We start from the raw sequence: 19,255 nt of genomic DNA on the forward strand, positions 1-19,255 counted from the left end.
GAACCGGTCCGCGCTCACCTTCAACCGTGAGCGATCGAAGAACTCGGATTTAAACACCTGAAAGGAAGTACCATGCGTCACCGTCACGGCCTCCGTAAACTGAATCGTACCTCGTCCCACCGTCTGGCAATGCTGCGCAACATGACCGTTTCCCTGCTGCGTCATGAAGCCATCAAAACCACGCTGCCAAAAGCTAAAGAGCTGCGCCGCGTAGTTGAGCCTATCCTGACCATGGGCAAGACCGACACCCTGGCTAACAAGCGTCTGGCATTCTCCCGTCTGCGCGATCGTGAAATGGTTCTGAAGCTGTTCGCAGAACTGGGCCCACGCTACGCAAACCGCAACGGCGGCTACCTGCGCATCCTGAAAATGGGTTTCCGTGTTGGCGACAACGCTCCTATGGCTTACGTTGAGCTGATGGACCGTCCAGAAGTCACCGACATCGACGCAGCGCCAACCGCAGAAGAGTAATCTTCGCCGTTGTCACCGTGTGATTGAAGAAAGCCAGGCTCTGCCTGGCTTTTTTTATTACTTCAGGCGCCGCTCGCCGGCCGCCTTGAACTCCGAGCCGGCGTTCCATGTAGGCGTCGTCCCTTGGGCAATGTCCAACCCTACCTGGAACAGCAGCTGGATGTCCTGCACGCCGCCGCGCAAGTCCCAGTCGCCGCGGACATCGTCCGTCACCTGATGGTAATCATGCGCGACATAGCTGTCGACCACCTCGTGCGCATAATTGTCCGGCTTATCCAGGAAGCGGCTGCGGGCCTTGGTGTACAGCACCGGCACGCCGACCCGCGCGAACTCCAGCTGGTCGGCGCGGTAGAAGCTGCCCAGCTCCGGCCGCGAGTCCTTCTCCATCAGCCGGCCCTGCATCACCGCATATTTGGTCAGCAGTTCGTCGATGCTGGAATGACCCGAGGTCACGTTCTCGATCTGCGCCGTCTTGCCCCAGGCGTTGATGCCGTCGATATTGATGTTGGCCACCGTCCGCTTGAGCGGATACAGCGGATGGGCCGCATAGTATTTCGCGCCCAGCAGGCCGCGTTCCTCGGCCGTGGTTGCCAGGAACAGGATCGAGCGCTTGGGCGCCTTCGGCAGCGCCTTGTAGGCCTTGGCCAGCGCCAGCAGCGCGGCGGTGCCGGATGCGTTGTCCAGCGCGCCGTGATAGATCTGCTGCGTGCGCGTGCCCGGCAGGCGCGGGTCGATGCCCAGGTGGTCCCAGTGCGCGCTGTAGATCAGGTACTCATGCTTGAGCTTGGGATCGCTGCCCTCGATCAGGCCCAGCACATTGTTCGAGTCCACCGTGCGCGCCGTGTTCTCCACCTTGAAGTCGGCCGTGCCCTTCAGGCTGACGGGATGGAAATCCCGGCTCAGCGCCTGCTGCTTGAGCGTGTCGAAATCGTAGCCGGCCGCCGCCATCATCTGTTTGGCCTTGTCCAGCTGGATCCAGCCCGGCACCGGCGGCGCGTCGGGATCGGCGCCGTCGTGCAGCAGGCTGAACTGTTCGCCATTGCCGCCGCTGCGCACCACGTCCCACGGATAGGCCGCCGGCTTGGTCTCGTGGATGATGATGGCCGCCGCCGCGCCCAGCTTGGCGGCGATCTCGTATTTGTAGGTCCAGCGGCCGTAGTAGGTCATGGCGCTGCCCTTGAACATGGCCGGGTCCAGCCGCGACGGGTCTTTTGGATCGGGCACGGCAGGGTCGTTAATCAGCATCAGGATGGTCTTGCCGCGCACATCGACGCCCTTGTAGTCGTCCCAGGCGTACTCGGGCGCCTGCACGCCGTAGCCGACAAACACGATCTCGGAATTGCCGACGTTGACGCTGGTGGGCTGGCTGGTCGAATGGGCCACGTAGTCCTCCGGGAAGTTCAGCGCCACCGTCTGGCCGCCTATCGTGTAGCTGAAGCTGGGCGTCGGTTGCAGGCCGCGCATCGGCACCGCCTGTGTCCACTTGCCGTTGGGGTTGCCCGGTTTCAGGCCCAGTTTCTTGAACTGCCGCTCCAGGTAGGCCACCGTCTTGGCCTCGCCCGGCGTCCCCGGCGCGCGGCCCTCGAAATCGTCCGACGCCAGCGTCTTGATATGGTCCAGCAAGTCCTGCGGCGACACGGTGGCCAGCGCCTTGGCGGGCGCCTGGGCGCATGCGGCGCCGGCGGCCAGCGCCAGGGCGGAAAACAGCAGGGGGCGTAGTGTGCTCATCGGGTACTCCATCACGGGGAAAAGCCGAGTTTAGCAGGCTTTAAGGCTGGCCTCAGGCGCAAAAAACAGCCCCGGTGTACTATGCTGGTGCTCGTTTCGTCGAAAGAAAACACATGCTTCGTCTTGCCCGCCTGTTCGTGTCGCTGCTGTCGCTGATCGCCTTGTTGATGGCGCGTCCCGCGCTGGCCGACGACGGTTTCCTGGAACCCGATGCGGCGTTCAGGTTCTCGGCCCACATGGTCGACGGCCACACCGTGTCGGTCAGCTTCCAGATCGCCGACGGCTACTATATGTACCGCGAACGCTACAAGTTCAGCGCCAACGGCGCCAAGCTGGGCGCGTTGTCCATCCCGGCCGGCACCGTGCACTTCGACGAGACCTTCCAGAAAAACGTCGAGACCTACCGCAAGACCGTCACCATGACTTTGCCGGTGGAGGCCGACGGCCCGTTCACGCTGATGGCCGTGGGGCAGGGCTGCTCGGACAAGGGCCTGTGCTATGCGCCGCAGGATTACAAGGCCTCGCTGGTCGCCAGCGGCTCGGTGCCGCTGCCGGCCGGCGCCAAGCCCGCCGCCGCCGCCGTGCCAACAACTTCAATCAACGCCACGCCGGCGCCGCTGACCGTGCTGCCGGCTGTGAGCGTACCGGCCGCCGGCGCAGCGCCAGCCGCCAGCGCCACGGTCGGCGAAGGCAAGCCTGCGCCGCTGACGCCCGGCGTCACCATCCGCGCCATCCCGATGCCGACCGCCACCATCCTGCCGCCGCTGCAGCCACCGGCCGCCGCCGCGCCGGTCAGCGATGCCGGCCGTTGGGAGGCGGCGCTGCGCAGCGGCAGCCTGAGCGTTATACTGCCATTGTTCCTTGTGCTGGGCTTGGGCCTGTCGTTCACGCCGTGCGTGCTGCCTATGGTGCCCATCCTGTCCTCGATCATTGTGGGCGAAGGCGCGCAAAGCAGTCGCAGCCGAGGCCTGATCCTGTCGGCCACCTACTCGTTGGGAATGGCGCTTGTCTACACTGGGCTGGGCATCGCAGCGGGTTTCGCTGGCGAAGGGTTGGCTGCCCAGTTCCAGAACCCATGGGTGCTGGGCGCATTTGCGGCGCTGATGGCGCTGTTGTCGCTCTCGATGTTCGGCTTCTATGAGCTGCAGGTGCCGGCCGCGTTCCAATCCAAACTGAGCACCGTCTCCAACCGGCAGTCGGCGGGCAAGCTGGCCGGGGTGTTTGTGATGGGGGTGATTTCCGCTTTAATCGTAGGCCCTTGTGTCGGCCCCGCGCTGGTAGGCGTACTCGTCTATATCAGCCAGTCGCATGACGCCGTTATGGGCGGCAGCGCGTTGTTTGCCATGGCCGTCGGCATGAGCGTGCCGCTCATCCTGGTTGGCATTTCGGCGGGAACCCTGCTGCCAAGGGCGGGCGCATGGATGGATGCGGTAAAGCGCTTCTTTGGTGTGCTGCTGCTAGCGGTCGGCTGGTGGCTGGTGTCGCCGGTGCTGCCGGCCGCGGTGCAGATGCTGGGCTGGGCCGCGCTGCTGGTCGGCTACGGCATGTACCTGCTGATGAACCGGGGCAAGTGGGTGGCCAAGTCGGTCGGCATCATGGTCGCCGTGCTGGGCCTGATGCAACTGGTGGGCGTGGTCAGCGGCGGCCGCGATCCACTGGCGCCGCTGGCGCATCTGACCGGCGGCAAGCATGAGGCGCCGCTGGCCTTCCAGCGCATCAAGACCGTGCAGCAGCTCGATGCGGTTCTAGCCCAGACCGGCGGCAAGACCGCCATCCTGGACTTCTACGCCGACTGGTGCGTGTCCTGCAAGGAGATGGAAAAACTGACCTTCGTCGATCCGCAAGTGCGCGCCCGGCTGGCCAGCAGCGTGCTGCTGCAAGTGGACGTGACCGCCAACGACGCCGACGACAAAGCCATGTTGAAGCGCTTCGGCCTGTTCGGCCCGCCGGGCATCATCCTATTCGACAAGCAAGGCAAGGAAGTCGACGGCGCCCGCGTCATCGGCTTCCAGGATGCGGCCAAGTTCACCGCATCGCTGGCGCGGCTGAACTAGGCAGCTCAGTCGCGGTGGCCGTGCCAGCCACCGCGCGGACCCGCATGGCCGCCATGCGCGCCGCCCATGCTGTGGTCGTCGAAGATGGCTTTCTGCTCGGCCGTCAGCTGGCCGTAGAACGCCGTCAGCGCCGCCAGGTGCGCTTCCATCTTGACCTGGTGCTGCTTGCTCAGGTCGAGCATCTTGGCCATGCGGTCCGGCGCCGACATCTTGGCGATGGCCGCGCGGTCCGGCAGCGTGCCGCCGGTGGCGGCCGGCGCGATGGCCGCCTGGTAGGTGGCCCACGCCGATTCCTGCTGCGTCGTCAGCTTCAGCAGATCGTGCATCTTGGCCTGGCGCTTGGCGAACATCTCCGCCATCTTGGCCTGCATCTGTTCCTTGTTGACAGCGGCGCCGTGGCGGCCTGCCGGCGGGGCAGTATCCTGCGCCTGCGCCGCCGCCATGCCCAGCACGGTAAAACCGATCAATATGCTTTTGCGTAAGACGTTCATGGTCGTTCCTCTATCATTGAAAGTTAGGTATCGCGATGCATTCGGCGCCGCGCTTGATGCATAGTGGCAGCGCAAGGTTGCCGCCAAGTTTCCCAGGGCCGGGATTTTGTATCCAGATGTTTCGCCCCTAGGGGGATATACAAGACGATACAATTGGTGATTGGTCACGCACCGTCTAACTGGGGATAATTAGCACATGGAACCCACATCAACTATCTTGATCGTAGACGACGATCGCGACATCCGCACCCTGCTGGCCGACTACCTCGAATCAAACGGCTACCGTGCCCTGTGCGCCGCCGACGGCACCGCCATGTGGAAGCTGCTCGACGAAGGCCGCCCGGACCTGGTGGTGCTCGACCTCAACCTGCCCGGCGACGACGGCCTGACCCTGTGCCGCAAGCTGCGCGCCCACTCCACGCTGCCCGTCATCATGCTGACCGCCCGCAACGAACCGCTGGACCGCATCCTCGGCCTGGAAATGGGCGCCGACGATTACCTGCCCAAACCGTTCGAGCCGCGCGAACTGCTGGCGCGCATCCGCAGCGTGCTGCGCCGCAGTAACGCGATGCCGGTCGGCAGCGGCACCGAGAAGGCGCAACAGCTGCGCTTTTCCGGCTGGACGCTGGACCTGACCGCGCGCCACTTGCTCAACCCGGACGGCATCGTCATCATGCTGTCGGGCGCCGAGTTCCGCCTGCTCAAGGTCTTCCTCGAACATCCTAACCGCGTGCTCAACCGCGACCAGTTGCTCAACCTGACCCAGGGCCGCGACGCCGACCCCTTCGACCGCTCGATCGACATTCAGATCAGCCGCTTGCGCCAGAAGCTGGGCGAGGACGCGCGCCTCCCGCAAATCATCAAGACCGTGCGCAATGGCGGCTACGTGCTGGCCGGCACCGTGACGGTGGAGCCGCAAGCGTGAAAGCCTTTTTCGGATCAATGACCGGGCGCGTGTTCCTGATTCTGCTGCTCGGCATCGTCGCCTCGGCGGCGCTGACCCAGTGGCTGGCGGTGGGCGAACGCACGCGCGCGCTGGAGCGCTACCGCGACTTCCACGCGTTGGAGCGGGCCGAACAATTGATCACCACGGCCGACGTGCTGCCCGAGGCCTCGCGCCCGACCTACCTGCGCATGGCCCACCGCGGCACCGTTCGGCTGGAGGCGACCGACCTGCCGCTGGCCACCGCGCTGCCGCCGACCGAGTTTTCCGCCAGCTTGCAGCAGCGCCTGGGCGCGGGCTACAAGCTGGGTCCGCTGGCCGAGCATCCGGCCGCGTGCGACCTGCCGCGCAAGAGCAACAATATCTTCGCGCCGAGCCAATGGCGCGGCACCTGCGAAACCATGAACGTGCAGCTGCACGACGGCCAGGTGCTCAAGCTGTCCGTGCTGCCGCCGCGCGCGCCGGCGCCGTCCGGCCACAGCGAATTGCTGGCCATACTGCCCTTCCTGTTCAGCATTGCCGCGCTGGCCTACCTGGTCACCCGCATGACCGTGCGTCCGCTCAAGCAGCTGGCGCAGGCCGCCAAGGACCTGGGCAACGACATCAACCACGCGCCGCTGGTGCTGAGCGGCGCGGCCGAGATCCGCCAGGCCAGCGCCGCCTTCAACGCCATGCAGGCGCGCATCCGCCAGCACATCATGCAGCGCACGCAGATGCTGGCCGCCATCACCCACGACCTGCAAACCCCGCTGACCCGTTTGCGCCTGCGGCTGGAAAAAGTCGGCGACCAGGAATTGCAGCAGCGCCTGATCGACGACTTGTCGGCGATGCAGCAAATGGTCAAGGAGGGCCTGGACCTGGCGCGCAGCATGGACACCACCGAAACCATGCAGGCGCTGGATCTCGACTCGCTGCTCGACAGCGTGTGCAGCGACGCCACCGACGGCGGCCAGCAGGTCGAACTGCGCGGCCGCGCGGCGATGGCGCTGATGGGCCGGCCGCTGGCGATACGCCGCTGCCTGGTCAACCTGATCGACAACGCCGTCAAGTACGGCCACTACGCCAACGTCACCGTCGAGCGCATGGTGGGCGCGGCCCGCATCCGCATCCGCGACGGCGGCCCCGGCATCGACCAGGACCAGATGGCGCGCGTGTTCGAACCGTTCTATCGCATCGAAACCTCGCGCTCGCGCGAATCGGGCGGCACCGGCCTGGGCCTGACCATCGCCCGCAACATCGCCGAACAGCACGGCGCCAACGTCATGCTGTCCAACCATGCGGACGGCGGGCTGGAAGTCACCTTGATCGTGCCCGAATACTACGCCGGCGCCTAGACCCCGCGCCCACAAACTCCCGCCCGGAAAAAAGCGCCCGCCGACGGCCACGGCGCGGTTTTCCCGGCAAATACTGTGCGACAATATTCCGCCTGATGCAGGCCGGCAATGTTTCTACCTAGTTTAAAAAATAATGAAAAAATCTTCCTTAGCATTCCTGGTCGGCGCCATCGTGGTGGCAGGCGGCGGCGTCTGGACCATGACGCATCCAACGGCGGAACAGCCAAAAACCGCCAACAGCGCGGGGGCACAAGGCCCGACCACCGTCAGCGTCATCGCGCCGGTGCGCCAGGATGTGCCGGTGGTGTTGCAAGCGAACGGCACCGTCACACCGATCAGCACGGTGGACCTGCATCCGCAAACCACCAGCACCATCGCCAAGGTGCATATCAAGGAAGGCCAGTTCGTCAAATCGGGCGAGCTGATGTTCACGCTGGACGACCGCAGCGAGCGCGCCAACGTCGACAAGGCCCAGGCCCAGGTCGCGCGCGACCAGGCCGCGCTGGCCGACTATGAGCGCCAGTACAGGCGCTCGATGGAACTGCTGGCCAAGGGCTTCATCGCCCAGGGCGCGGTCGACACGCTCAAGAGCCAGGTCGATTCGGCGCGCGCGCTGCTGCAGTCCGATGTGGCGGCCGCCCGCTCGGTCGGGGTCGACGCCAGCTACACCGCGATCCGCGCGCCGATGAACGGCCGCGTCGGCGCCATCAACGTCTATCCGGGCAGCCTGGTGCAACTGGCCACCTCGCTGACCACCATCACCCAGCTCGATCCGATCAATGTCTCCTTCACCTTGCCGGAGTCGGCGCTGGCCGGCCTGCTGCAAGCGCAACACGAGGGGGCGGTGGCGGTCAAGGTCGCGCTGGGCAACTCCGACAAGGAAATCAGCGGCGCCCTGAGCTTCATCGACAACACCGTCGATCCGATCGCCGGCGTGATCCGCGTGAAGGCCCAGTTCGACAACAAGGACACCAATCTGTGGCCGGGCCAGTACGTCAACACCAAGCTCGTCTCGCAGGTGTTGAAAGACGCCATGGTGATACCGCAAAACGCCATCATCAGTAATACCCGCGGCACCTTCATCTACGCGGTCGATGCCGACCAGTCCGCCAAGGTGGTGAACATCAAGCGCCTGTACGCGTTTGGTGAAAGCGCCGCCGTGTCCGGCCTGAGTGGCACCGAGAAAGTCATCGTCGACGGCAAGCAAAACCTGCGGCCGGGCGGCAAAGTGCGTATCGCCGGGGCCGACAAGCCTGCGGACACGAGCAAGCAGAAAGGCTGAGCATGAACCTTTCCGAGTTATGCATCCGCCGGCCGGTCATGGTGGTGCTGCTGTCGCTGAGCCTGATACTGGCCGGCGTGCTGTCGTACTTCTACATCCCGGTCGCCGCGCTGCCGAGCTACAACACCCCGGTCATCAACGTCTCGGCCGACCTGCCCGGTGCCGCGCCGGACACGATGGCCTCGTCCGTCGCGCTGCCGCTGGAGAAGCAGTTCTCCACCATCGCCGGCCTGGCGCTGATCACCTCCACCAACACGCTGGGCAATTCCTCGCTGACCTTGGAGTTCGATCCCAGCGTCAACGTCAACGAAGCGGCGGTCGATGTGCAGGCGGCGCTGCTGCGCGCCCAGCGCCAGTTGCCGATCGAGATGACCGACCTGCCGTCCTACCGCAAGGTCAACCCGGCCGACGCGCCGGTGCTGTTCATGACCATGAACTCGCCGTCGCTGACCCTGGCCGAACTGAACGACTACGCCGAGAACCTGATCGCGCCCAGCCTGTCGACCCTGCCCGGCGTGGCCCAGGTCAGCGTCAACGGCCAGAAGCGTTTCGCCGTGCGGGTGCGCGCCAAGTCCGAGCTGATGAACGCCCGCAACCTGACCCTGGATGAATTGCAGCAGGCGATCAAGTCGGCCAACGCCAACACGCCGCTGGGCATCCTCGACGGCCCGAGCCAGACCTTGACCATCCAGGGCAACGCTCAGCTGATGAAGGCTTCCGAATTCGCCGAGCTGATCGTGGCCCAGCGCAACGGCCAGCCGGTGCGCCTGAAGGACGTGGCGACCGTCGAGGACAGCTTCCAGTCGGTCAAGACCGCTGGCAGCTACAACGGCGAGCGCTCCATCGTGCTGCTGGTGCAGCGCCAGCCGGACGCCAACACCGTGCAGGTGGTCGACGGCGTGCGCCGCCTGCTGCCGCGCTTCAAGAACCAGCTGCCGGCGTCGATCAACATCAACCTGGTCAACGACCGTTCGGTGTCGATCCGCGAAGCCATCCACGACGTCAACCTGACCCTGCTGCTGACCATCTTCCTGGTGGTGCTGGTGATCTTCCTGTTCCTGCGCCGCGCGGCCGCCACCTTCATCCCGGCCATCACGATGCCGATCTCGCTGCTGGGCGCGCTGGCCTTGCTGTACGCCTTCGGCTACAGCCTGGACAACGTTTCCCTGCTCGGCATCACCCTGGCGGTCGGCCTGGTGGTCGACGACGCCATCGTGGTGCTGGAGAATATCGTCCGCCACATCGAGCTGGGCAAGAAGCCGCTGCAAGCGTCGCTGGTGGGCGCCAAGGAAATGGGCTTCACCATCATCTCGATCTCGGTCTCGCTGGTGGCCGTGTTCATACCGATCTTCTTCATGCCGGGCGTGATCGGCCTGATGTTCCATGAATTCGCCGTGGTGGTGGCGCTGTCGGTGCTGGTGTCGGCGGCGGTGTCGCTGATGCTGGTGCCGATGCTGGCCAGCCGTTTGCTGCCGGCCGACGCCGTCGATCCCGAACACGACAAGGGCGGCTTCATCGGCCGCTGGTTCGAGGCCGGCTTCACCGCGCTGCGCAACGGCTATGTGCGCACGCTGGACGTCGCGCTACACCACCGCTACATCGTGCTGGCGGCGGCGATCGGCACCTTCGCATTGACGGCGGTGCTCTACATCACCATCCCGAAAGGCTTCTTCCCCGAGGAAGACCTGGGCCAGATCCGCGTCAACACCGAGGCGTCGGAAGACATCTCGTCGGCCTCGCTGATGGACTTGCAGGAGCGCGTGGCGGCCGTCATCAAGGCCGATCCCAACGTGCAGGACGTGACCTCGTTTGTCGGCGGCGGCAACAGCGGCCGCATGTTCCTGGTGCTCAAGCCGCGCGACCAGCGCCAGAAGATGCCGCAAGTGCTGGACAGCCTGCGCAAGGCCACCAAGACCGTGGCCGGCATCTCGGTCTACCTGAGTCCGGTGCAGAACCTGCAGCTGGGCGGGCGCCAGTCCAAGAGCCGCTACCAGTACACGCTGCAATCGGTCAGCCCCGGCGCGCTCAACGACTGGGCGCAAAAATACCTCGACAAGCTGCGCGCCGATCCCGAGTTCCGCGACGTCACCAGCGATTCGCAGAACAAGGGCCTGCAGGCGTCGCTCAAGATCGACCGCGACAAGGCCAACAATCTCGGCGTGGCCATCGGCGACGTCCGCACCGCGCTCTACCTGGCCTTCGGCGAGCGCCAGGTGTCGACCATCTACTCGCCCGCCGCCAGCTACTACGTGATCCTGGAGGCGGCCACCGCCGATCGCCAGTTCGACGACGCGCTGACCCGCATCTCGGTGCGCAACAAGAGCGGCAACCTGGTGCAGCTGTCCAGCTTTGCCACGGTCGAGCGCACCATCGGCCCGACCGCCGTCAACCACCAGGGCCAGCTGCAGGCGATCACCCTGTCGTTCAACCTGGCGCCGGACGTCCCGCTGGGCAAGGCCACCGCCAAGATCGACCAGATGGGCGTGGACATGCATTTGCCGCCTTCCATCATCACCAACTACGGCGGCGACGCGGCGGTGTTCCAGAGTTCGCAAAGCAGCCAGCTGATCCTGATCATCGCCGCGCTGGGCGTGATCTACGTGCTGCTGGGCGTGCTGTACGAGAGCTACATCCACCCGTTGACCATCCTGGCCGGCCTGCCGTCGGCCGCGGTCGGCGCCTTGCTGACCTTGCGCCTGTTCAACCTGGACCTGACGATGATCGCCATCATCGGCATCCTGATGTTGATCGGCATCGTCAAGAAGAACGCCATCATGATGATCGACTTCGCGCTGCACGTGCAGCGCAACGAAGGCCGCACGCCGGCCGAGGCGATCCGCGAAGCCTGCGTGCTGCGCTTCCGCCCGATCATGATGACCACCATGGCGGCGCTGATGGGCGCCTTGCCGATCGCGCTGGGCCTGGGCGCCGGCGCCGAGCTGCGCCAGCCGCTCGGACTGGCCGTTGTTGGTGGCCTGATCTTCTCGCAAGTGATCACGCTGTACATCACGCCGGTCATCTACCTGTTCCTCGACAAGTACAGCGGCAGCGGCCCGATGAGCGACGCCGAGTTGGTTGCCGGCGACGTCCCGGCCGCCGAAGGTGTGCACGCCGTGCCACTGAAGGCCGTCAACACGGTGAAGCATTGAGCGGTAGCAAGTTGCTTTAAAGACCGTTTCTTTATCATGGGCAAGTTGACCACGATAAAGGACGATCGCAGATGAAACGCTACAGTGTCACCATCGTCGGCATGGGCCCGCGCGGGCTCAGCGCTTTTGAACGCATCGCCGCCATCGCCGCCAGCCGCCAGCTGCCGCTGGACATCAACCTGGTCGAACCGGGCGACTGCGGCCCTGGCGTGCACAGCACGCGCCAGCCGCAGCATCTGCTGATCAACACCATCGCCAGCCAGGTCACGCTGTTTCCCGCCGCCGGCGCGGTGCAGTATCCGCCGGTGTGCGCCACGCCCTCGCTGACGGCGTGGGCGCGCCAGGCCGGCTACCGCCGCGTCGGTGAGCGCTACTACCAACTGGGCGAACAAGGCGGCGCCGCCATCACCGAAGCCGACTACCTGCCGCGCAGCCTGCTGGGCGAATACCTGGCCTGGGCCTACCGCCAGATCGCCGCCGCGCTGCCGGCCAGCGTGCGCCTGACCCACCACCGCCTGCGCGCGCGCGACCTGTGGCGCCAGCCCGACGGCGGCTGCACCGTCGAGCTCGACACCGGCTATCTGGTGTCCAGCGACTTCGTCTTCCTGACCACCGGCCACGGCCGCAACCAGCCCAGCGAGCTGGACGAAAAGCTGGCCGCGTTCGCGCGCGAGCACGCGCGCCACAACAGCCGGCTGGCCTTCGTGCGCCACGCCTATCCGCTGGAGCAGCTCAACGGCATCGCCGCCGGCGCCCGCGTCGCCATCCAGGGCCTGGGCCTGAGCGCGCACGACCTCATCGCCGAGCTGACGGTGGGGCGGGGCGGCGCCTTCGTGCGCGGCGAGCACGGCTTGCGCTACCAACCTTCCGGCGCCGAGCCGCAGCTGACCCTGTGCTCGCGCAACTGCCTGCCGGCCGCGGCGCGCGGCATCAACCAGAAGGGACTGGATGGCCGCCACCAGCCGCACTATTTCACGCCGGACGCGGTGGCCGCGCTGCGCCGCCTGGCGCTGGCCTCGCGCGGCAGCCGCCAGCTCGATTTCGAGCGCGAACTGCTGCCGCTGCTCAAGCGCGAAATGGCCTGGGTCTACCGCAGCACGCTGGCCAAGGCTGTCCTCGATCCAGCCGGCTTCGTGCCGACGGCGGACGACGATGCGCTGATCGACCAGCTGCTGTTCCCGCTGCGCGGCCGCCAGTTCGCCACGCTGGACGCGTTCCGCGCATTCTTCCACGACTGGCTGCGCAAGGACCTGGCCGAAGCAAAACTGGGCAATGTTGGCAGTGCGATCAAGGCCGCCACCGACGTGCTGCGCGACGTGCGCGCCACCCTGCAGGCGGCGATCGAACATGGCGGACTGACGCCCGCTTCGCACCGCCAATTCCTCGAGCTCTACCACCCGGCCTTCAACCGCAGCGCCTTCGGGCCGCCGCTGCGGCGCAACCAGGAACTGCTGGCGCTGCTGGACGCCGGCGTGATCGAGATCCTGTCCGGTCCCCACAGCAGCATCGAGCTCGACGAGAAAAATGCCTGCTATGCGCTGAGCACCCCATTCGGCGGCGGGGTCGTCCAACACCCGGTCGATGTGTTGCTGATCGCCCGCCTGGATGGCTTTTTCCCGGCCAGCGACGATTCCTTACTTATCCGTAATGTTCTCAAGCGGGGCCTGGCGCGGCCATATTTCAACGGCAGTTTCCACCCCGGCGGCATCGACATCGACGCCGCCGGCCGGCCGCGCGACGACTTCGGCCAGCCGTCCCGCAACCTGTGGGCGCTGGGCTACCTGGCCGAAGGGGCGCACTACTACACGCACGCCCTGCCCAGGCCGCAAATGCGCTCGCGCCAGGTGCTGGACGCCGACCGCAGCGTGCACGCCATGGTGGCCCAGATGGACGCCATCCCCCAGCCGGACGCCCGCCGCGACGCCAGCACGGCGCCCGCCACGGTGTTGCCACATGTCACTTTGTAAAGCCGATTGATACATACGGTAACACCCGTCAAGACGCGGAACTTGTAAGCTATTCCTGTTAAATCCCCTGGAGCGCACGCGCCGCAGTCCGGCGCGTTATCATGGCCCTGCACAGCGGTTCCCAAAACGGTGGGACTCTGGCACTATGGCCGCATTTTGTCGACTTCGTTCCAACCAAGGTTTGCTATTTTGCATCACGATTCCCATTTACTCTCTGCAAATTCCGAATATTGCGAAACTTGCGGCCAGCGTTTGCCTGAGGCTGGGGAGCGGTTCGCCGCATGGGATCGGAAATCGCAGTCCAACCGCATCGGCGTCGGCATTTCCATCGCCTTGCACTTGCTGGGCGTGCTGTACTACTTCCTCTCGCCGACGCTGAAGAACAGCCATTCCGCGCCGCCCAAGGGCGGGGTGATGGTCTACGTCGCGCCGCTGCCGGACAAGCCGCAGAACAAGCCGCAGCAGAAGAAACCCGAAGTGTCCAAGGCCACCAAGCCGCCGCCGCCGCGCAAGCAGGTCGCCACCAAGGATACGCCGGCGGCCATCCGCCCCAAGCTGGAAACCTATGTGCCGCCGGTGCAGGCGACCATGACGCCGCCGCCCGAGCAGGACATGTCCGAGATGATCGCCAAGCGCCGCGCCGCGCGCGAGGCCAACAACCCGCAACCGGCCCCAAGCGCCCCGGCCGAGAGCGACGCCGAACGCTCGCTGCGCATCGCCAAGGGCAATATCGCCGGCGCGCAGGGCCGCACCAGCGGCGCCGACAAGGACGACACCGGCGGCATCTTCCAGGTCGACAAGAGCTACCACAGCGCCGACGTGAAGTTCCGCGGCTGGAACACCAACTTCAAGCGCCGCTGGCTGCAGCAGATCCACGTCGAGCAGGGCGCCGAGCAGGATATCGAGACGGCGGTCGCCAAGGAAATGGTCAAGATCATCCGCAAGGAAAAGCCGGGCGACTTCGAATGGGATTCGCGCCGCCTGGGCAAGGTGGTGACGATGAGCGCGCGCAAGGAAGACGAAAAGGAGTTGATCGCCTTCTTGCTGAAGGAAATGTTCCCCGAGTACTCGCGCGGTCCCGGGCGCTGATTTGCCAAAAAACTACGGTTTGATCCCCAAAATCGGCCGTTGGTCGCAAAAATCCTGATAGCTTGGCAACTTTATCTTAAGGTAACGTTGCCGCGGACTGCGTCCGTTTCCCTATCAGGAGATTGTGTTCCATGCTATCGATCAAACAGCTGAGCAAGACCTACGCCAACGGCGTCAAGGCCATCAACGACGTCACCCTCGACATCCCCAACGGCATGTTCGGCTTGCTGGGCCCCAACGGCGCCGGCAAGTCGTCGCTGATGCGCACCATCGCCACGCTGCAAGACCCCGATAGCGGCACCATCCATTTCGACGGCCTCGATGTGCTGGCCCAGCCGGAGGCGCTGCGCCGCCAGCTCGGCTATCTGCCGCAGGACTTCGGCGTCTACCCCAAGGTCACGGCCGAGGTGCTGCTCAACCACTTTGCCGTGCTCAAGGGCCTGACCGCGAGCGGCGAGCGCAAGGAAGCGGTCGAGGCGCTGCTGCAACAGACCAATTTGTGGGAAGCGCGCAAGCGCGGCCTGGGTACCTATTCGGGCGGCATGCGCCAGCGCTTCGGCATCGCCCAGGCGCTGCTGGGCGCGCCCAAGCTGGTGATCGTCGACGAGCCCACCGCCGGCCTCGATCCCGACGAACGCAACCGCTTCCTCAACCTGCTGGCCAAGATCGGCGAGCAAGTGGTGGTGATCCTGTCGACCCACATCGTCGACGACGTCACCGACCTGTGCCCGCGCATGGCGATGATCGTCAAGGGCGAGGTGCTGCTGCAGGGCGAGCCGCAGGCCGCCATCGACACGCTCAGGAACAAGGTCTGGCGCCGCAGTGTCAGCGCCGAGGCGCTGCCGGAATACCAGCAGCGCATGAACGTGCTGCACACCCGCCTGGTCGGCGGCAAGCCGCAGATCAATGTGTTTGCCGACAGCCAGCCGGACGACGGCTTCGTGGCGGTGGAGGCGGACCTGGAAGACGTCTACTTCCTGCACGTGCGCAATGCCGCCGCCAGCGCGGCCGCCGTGGTCTGAGGGGCGCGCCATGTTAATGGAATTCTTTAAATTCGATTTGCGCTACCAGCTGCGCCAGCCGCTGCTATGGGTGACCGGCATGATCCTGGGCCTGATGGCCTTCGGCGCCGCCACCAGCGACGCCATCCAGGTCGGCGGCGCCATCGGCAATGTGCACCGCAACGCGCCGGTGGTCGTGGCTCAGCTGATGGGTTCGTTCACCGTGGTGTCGACCTTCATCGTCACCATCTTCATCGCCGGCACCGTGCTGCGCGACAGCGAGGTCGGCATCTCCGACATGCTGTTCGCCACGCCGATGCGCAAGTACCAGTATCTGGCCGGGCGCTTCATCGCCGGCCTGGTCGCCTGCCTGGCGATCTTCGTGCTGATCGCCGTCGGCCTGCTGCTGGGACCGTTGATGCCGTGGGTCGACACCGCCCGCGTCGGCCCGCAGCCGCTGTTTGCCTATCTGTGGGCCTTCGGTTTCTTCGTCATCCCCAACCTGGTCTTTATCGGCGCCTTGCTGATGCTGCTGGCCTCGACCACGCGCTCGATGATGCTGGTCTACGTCGGCGTGCTGGGCTTCTTCGTGTTGTGGATCGTGGCCGGCGTGTTCACCCGCGACATCAACAACGAATGGACCGCCGTGCTACTCGACCCGTTCGGCGTGCGCGCCTTCAGCCGCGCGGTGCGCTACTTCTCGACCGCCGAATCGAACGCCGGCCTGCCGCCGTTCAGCGGCTTCCTGCTGGCCAACCGCGCGCTGTGGTTGGCGGTGGCGCTGCTGTTCTTCGGCGCCACCCTGGTGCTGTTCAAGCCGCAGCGTGCCGGCACCGGCCGCCGCTGGTTCGGCAAGGCCAAGGCGGACGCCGCCAACGTGGCGCCGGCCCCGTCCAGCCTGGCGCTGCCGCGCACGGTGGCGCGCTTTGGCGCAGCGACCGGCTGGATACAGTGCTGGCACATCCTGCGCTTCGACGCCATGGGCGTGTTCAAGAGCGTGCCCTTCCTGGTGATGCTGCTGTTCGGCGTGCTGAACTTCGTTGGCGGCGCCACCCAGGCCGGCGCCAACTTCGGCACCACCGTCTATCCGGTCACCGGGCTGATGCTGCGCACCCTGGCCGGCAGCTTCAACTTCATGCTGATCATCGTGCTGACCTTCTATGCAGGCGAGCTGATCTTCAAGGAACGCCAGGTCAAGATCGCCGACGTCAGCGACGCCATGCCGGTGCCGGACTGGGCGCCGCTGCTGGCCAAGTCCATCGCGCTGGTCGGCGTGATCTTCGGCTTCCTGCTGGCCGGCGTGTTGGCGGCCGCTTGCTTCCAGCTGGTCAAGGGCGGCACGACGATCGAAGCGGGCCTGTATGTCAAAGGCATGCTGCTGGAGTCGGCCTTCTTCGTGCTGATGGGCTTGATGGCGCTGGCGCTGCAGGTGCTGACCAATAACAAGTTCCTCGGCTACCTGCTGGTGATCGTGCTGATGGTGTCGCAGATCGTGCTGAACATCATGCACTTCGACCACAACCTGTACAACTTCGGCTCCATGCCGGGCCTGCGCTATTCGGACATGAACGGCTACGGCCACTTCCTCAAGGGCTGGTCGTGGTTCGGCCTCTACTGGGGCCTGTTCAGCCTGGCCTTGATGGTGCTGGCGCAAGCGTTCTGGGTGCGCGGGCTGGCGCGGCCGTGGCGCGAGCGCGTGCGCGTGGCCGGCGGCCGCCTGAAGGGCCGCTCCGGCTTCGCATTGGCGATGCTGGTGGCCGGTTTCGTCGGCAGCGGCGCCTGGATCTTCTACAACACCAACGTGCTCAACAAGTACGAAGCGTCCGACGTGGTGATGGACAAGCAGGCCCGCTACGAAAAGCTGTACCGCCAGTACAAGGACTTGCCGCAGCCGCGCATCACCGACGTGAGCGCCGATGTCGACATCTACCCGGCCGAACGCCGGGTGGCGATCCGCGGCCGCTACCTGATGGAAAACAAGACCGGCGCGCCGCTGGCCGTCCTGCGCATCCAGCGCAACCCGGACATCGACACGCGCTTCGACAACCTGCCGCCGCACGAAGTGGTGCTGGACGATAAAATCGCCGGCTTCAGCATCATCAAGCTGACGCAGCCGCTGGCGCCGGCCGCGCGGCTGGACCTGTCGTTCACCGTCGACGTGCACAACCAGGGCTACACCAACAGCGGCGCGGCCGACAGCGTCAACCTGAACGGCACCTTCTTCAACAACTTCGCCTTCTTCCCCCACTTCGGCTACAACCAGCAGGCCGAGCTGACCGACCGCAACGAACGCCGCAAGCGCGGCCTGGGCGAGCCGGTGCGCATGGCCAAGCTGGAGGACGAGAAGGCGCGCGCCAACACCATCTTCAGCAACGAGGCGGACTGGATCAACTTCGAGACCACCGTCTCGACCAGCGCCGACCAGATCGCGATCGCCCCCGGCTACCTGCAGAAGCGCTGGGAGCAGAACGGCCGCCGCTACTTCCACTACAAGATGGACCGGCCGATGGTGCCGTTCTTCGCCTACCTGTCGGCCCGCTGGGAGGTGCGCAAGGGCGAGTGGCACGGCTTGCCGATCGAGATCTACTACGACAGCAAGCACGCCTACAACGTCGATCGCATGATCAGCTCGGCGCAGAAGTCGCTCGACTACTTCGAAGCCAACTACACCCCGTATCAGCACAAGCAGGTGAGGGTGCTGGAGTTCCCGAATTACCAGGGTTTCGCGCAGTCGTTCGCCAACACCATTCCGTATTCGGAATCGATAGGCTTCATCGCCGACCTGCGCGACAAGGATGACATCGACTACGTCTACTACGTCACCGCGCACGAGATGGCGCATCAGTGGTGGGGCCACCAGGTGGTCAGCGCCAACATGCAGGGTTCGACCATGCTGATCGAATCGTTGGCGCAGTACTCGGCGCTGATGGTGATGGAGAAGGAATACGGCCGCGACAAGCTGCGCCGCTTCCTGCGCTTCGAGCTGGACCAGTACCTGCGCGAACGCGGCGGCGAACTGGTGGAAGAGCAGCCGCTGATGCGCGTGGAGAACCAGCAATACATCCACTACCGCAAGGGCAGCCTGGTGTTCTACCGCCTGCGCGACGAGATCGGCGAGGTGGCGCTCAACCGCGCGCTCAAGCGCTTCCTGACGGACAAGGCTTACCAGCAGGCGCCGTACACCACCAGCCGCGAACTGCTGGCCTACCTCCGCGCTGAAGCGCCGCAGGACAAGCAGGCGCTGATCACCGACCTGTTCGAGAAGATCGTCTTCTACGACAACCGCGTGACCGAGGCCAAGGCGCACAAGCGCGCCGACGGCCAGTGGGATGTGACGATGACGCTGCACCTGGCCAAGATGGAAGCGGACGGCAAGGGCAAGGAGACGCCGCGCGTGTATGACGAGCCGGTGGAGATCGCCGTGTTCGCGCGCGCCAAGGGCGCCAAGGAGCGCGAAGAGCGGGTGCTGTTCAGCGACAAGCGCGTGCTGCAGGGCAGTGATCCGGTGGTGACGGTCACGGTCAAGGAGCAGCCGTTCGACGTCGGCGTCGATCCCTACAACAAGATGATCGACCGCGTCTCGCGCGACAACCGCAAGGAAGTCACGCTCGACTAAAACCAACCCGGGGTCAAGTCTGACATTCGGACACGAGCTCTGCCGTAAGCGGTGTTACGGCAGAGCTCGTGTCCGAATGTCAGACTTGACCCTGAACCTTCCCCTCAAATTTCTTGTAAACATTTGAGGA

12 protein-coding genes are annotated in these 19,255 nt (G+C 65.3%); 10 read left to right on the plus strand and 2 right to left on the minus strand.

Going from position 1 to position 19,255, the window contains the following annotated elements:
* Window positions 1–72: 72 nt before the first annotated feature.
* Window positions 73–471 carry a 50S ribosomal protein L17 gene (gene rplQ, locus AC07OK_RS25155; RefSeq protein ID WP_217943627.1) on the plus strand — a complete coding sequence of 133 codons (399 nt, stop codon included), beginning with the start codon at window positions 73–75 and terminating at the stop codon, window positions 469–471.
* 57 nt (window positions 472–528) lie between these two features.
* On the opposite strand, the gene AC07OK_RS25160 is transcribed toward rplQ, so the two are convergent.
* Window positions 529–2,199 carry a M28 family peptidase gene (locus AC07OK_RS25160; protein ID WP_494692828.1) on the minus strand — a complete coding sequence of 557 codons (1,671 nt, stop codon included), beginning with the start codon at window positions 2,197–2,199 and terminating at the stop codon, window positions 529–531.
* 113 nt (window positions 2,200–2,312) lie between these two features.
* On the opposite strand from AC07OK_RS25160, the gene dsbD reads away from it, so the two are divergent.
* Window positions 2,313–4,253, plus strand: coding sequence for a protein-disulfide reductase DsbD (gene dsbD / locus AC07OK_RS25165; RefSeq protein WP_494692829.1), 1,941 nt, complete (start codon window positions 2,313–2,315; stop codon window positions 4,251–4,253).
* Between the two features lie 5 nt (window positions 4,254–4,258).
* Here dsbD and AC07OK_RS25170 read toward each other — a convergent pair whose 3' ends face one another.
* Window positions 4,259–4,744: a Spy/CpxP family protein refolding chaperone gene (locus tag AC07OK_RS25170; RefSeq protein WP_494692830.1), complete on the minus strand. Its 486-nt coding sequence runs from the start codon at window positions 4,742–4,744 to the stop codon at window positions 4,259–4,261.
* A 196-nt stretch (window positions 4,745–4,940) separates the two neighbouring features.
* Between AC07OK_RS25170 and AC07OK_RS25175 the strand changes: the two genes are divergently transcribed.
* The 8 genes from AC07OK_RS25175 (at window position 4,941) to AC07OK_RS25210 (ending at window position 19,125) form a co-directional block, all read left to right on the plus strand.
* On the plus strand, window positions 4,941–5,669 hold the full coding sequence (locus tag AC07OK_RS25175; RefSeq protein WP_494692831.1) for a response regulator: 729 nt from the start codon (window positions 4,941–4,943) through the stop codon (window positions 5,667–5,669).
* Window positions 5,666–7,021: an ATP-binding protein gene (locus AC07OK_RS25180; protein WP_494692832.1), complete on the plus strand. Its 1,356-nt coding sequence runs from the start codon at window positions 5,666–5,668 to the stop codon at window positions 7,019–7,021. The genes AC07OK_RS25175 and AC07OK_RS25180 overlap by 4 nt, the downstream gene beginning before the upstream one ends.
* A 133-nt stretch (window positions 7,022–7,154) precedes the next feature.
* Window positions 7,155–8,303 carry an efflux RND transporter periplasmic adaptor subunit gene (locus AC07OK_RS25185; protein ID WP_494692833.1) on the plus strand — a complete coding sequence of 383 codons (1,149 nt, stop codon included), beginning with the start codon at window positions 7,155–7,157 and terminating at the stop codon, window positions 8,301–8,303.
* Between the two features lie 2 nt (window positions 8,304–8,305).
* The gene (locus tag AC07OK_RS25190; RefSeq protein ID WP_494692834.1) at window positions 8,306–11,452 is read left to right on the plus strand and encodes an efflux RND transporter permease subunit; all 3,147 of its coding nucleotides are present in this window, start codon (window positions 8,306–8,308) and stop codon (window positions 11,450–11,452) included.
* A 71-nt stretch (window positions 11,453–11,523) separates the two neighbouring features.
* Window positions 11,524–13,419: an FAD/NAD(P)-binding protein gene (locus tag AC07OK_RS25195; RefSeq protein ID WP_494692835.1), complete on the plus strand. Its 1,896-nt coding sequence runs from the start codon at window positions 11,524–11,526 to the stop codon at window positions 13,417–13,419.
* A 252-nt stretch (window positions 13,420–13,671) separates the two neighbouring features.
* The gene (locus AC07OK_RS25200; RefSeq protein ID WP_494692836.1) at window positions 13,672–14,508 is read left to right on the plus strand and encodes a hypothetical protein; all 837 of its coding nucleotides are present in this window, start codon (window positions 13,672–13,674) and stop codon (window positions 14,506–14,508) included.
* 131 nt (window positions 14,509–14,639) lie between these two features.
* Window positions 14,640–15,530 (plus strand): ABC transporter ATP-binding protein, encoded by an 891-nt coding sequence (locus AC07OK_RS25205; RefSeq protein ID WP_494692837.1) that lies wholly within the window; start codon window positions 14,640–14,642, stop codon window positions 15,528–15,530.
* A 10-nt stretch (window positions 15,531–15,540) separates the two neighbouring features.
* Complete coding sequence (locus tag AC07OK_RS25210; RefSeq protein ID WP_494692838.1) at window positions 15,541–19,125, plus strand: M1 family aminopeptidase; 3,585 nt, start codon at window positions 15,541–15,543, stop codon at window positions 19,123–19,125.
* The last annotated feature ends 130 nt before the right edge of the window (window positions 19,126–19,255 follow it).

It is taken from the genome of Duganella sp. GW821-FHT07G03 (genome assembly GCF_059418605.1).

Bases quoted from the DNA above. Each gene is read 5' to 3' on its own strand.
- AC07OK_RS25205 (WP_494692837.1), top strand. From the start codon at position 14,640: ATGCTATCGATCAAACAGCTGAGCAAGACCTACGCCAACGGCGTCAAG.
- AC07OK_RS25210 (WP_494692838.1), top strand. From the start codon at position 15,541: ATGTTAATGGAATTCTTTAAATTCGATTTGCGCTACCAGCTGCGCCAG.
- AC07OK_RS25195 (WP_494692835.1), top strand. From the start codon at position 11,524: ATGAAACGCTACAGTGTCACCATCGTCGGCATGGGCCCGCGCGGGCTC.
- AC07OK_RS25185 (WP_494692833.1), top strand. From the start codon at position 7,155: ATGAAAAAATCTTCCTTAGCATTCCTGGTCGGCGCCATCGTGGTGGCA.
- rplQ (WP_217943627.1), top strand. From the start codon at position 73: ATGCGTCACCGTCACGGCCTCCGTAAACTGAATCGTACCTCGTCCCAC.
- AC07OK_RS25175 (WP_494692831.1), top strand. From the start codon at position 4,941: ATGGAACCCACATCAACTATCTTGATCGTAGACGACGATCGCGACATC.
- AC07OK_RS25160 (WP_494692828.1), bottom strand. From the start codon at position 2,199: ATGAGCACACTACGCCCCCTGCTGTTTTCCGCCCTGGCGCTGGCCGCC.
- dsbD (WP_494692829.1), top strand. From the start codon at position 2,313: ATGCTTCGTCTTGCCCGCCTGTTCGTGTCGCTGCTGTCGCTGATCGCC.
- AC07OK_RS25170 (WP_494692830.1), bottom strand. From the start codon at position 4,744: ATGAACGTCTTACGCAAAAGCATATTGATCGGTTTTACCGTGCTGGGC.
- AC07OK_RS25190 (WP_494692834.1), top strand. From the start codon at position 8,306: ATGAACCTTTCCGAGTTATGCATCCGCCGGCCGGTCATGGTGGTGCTG.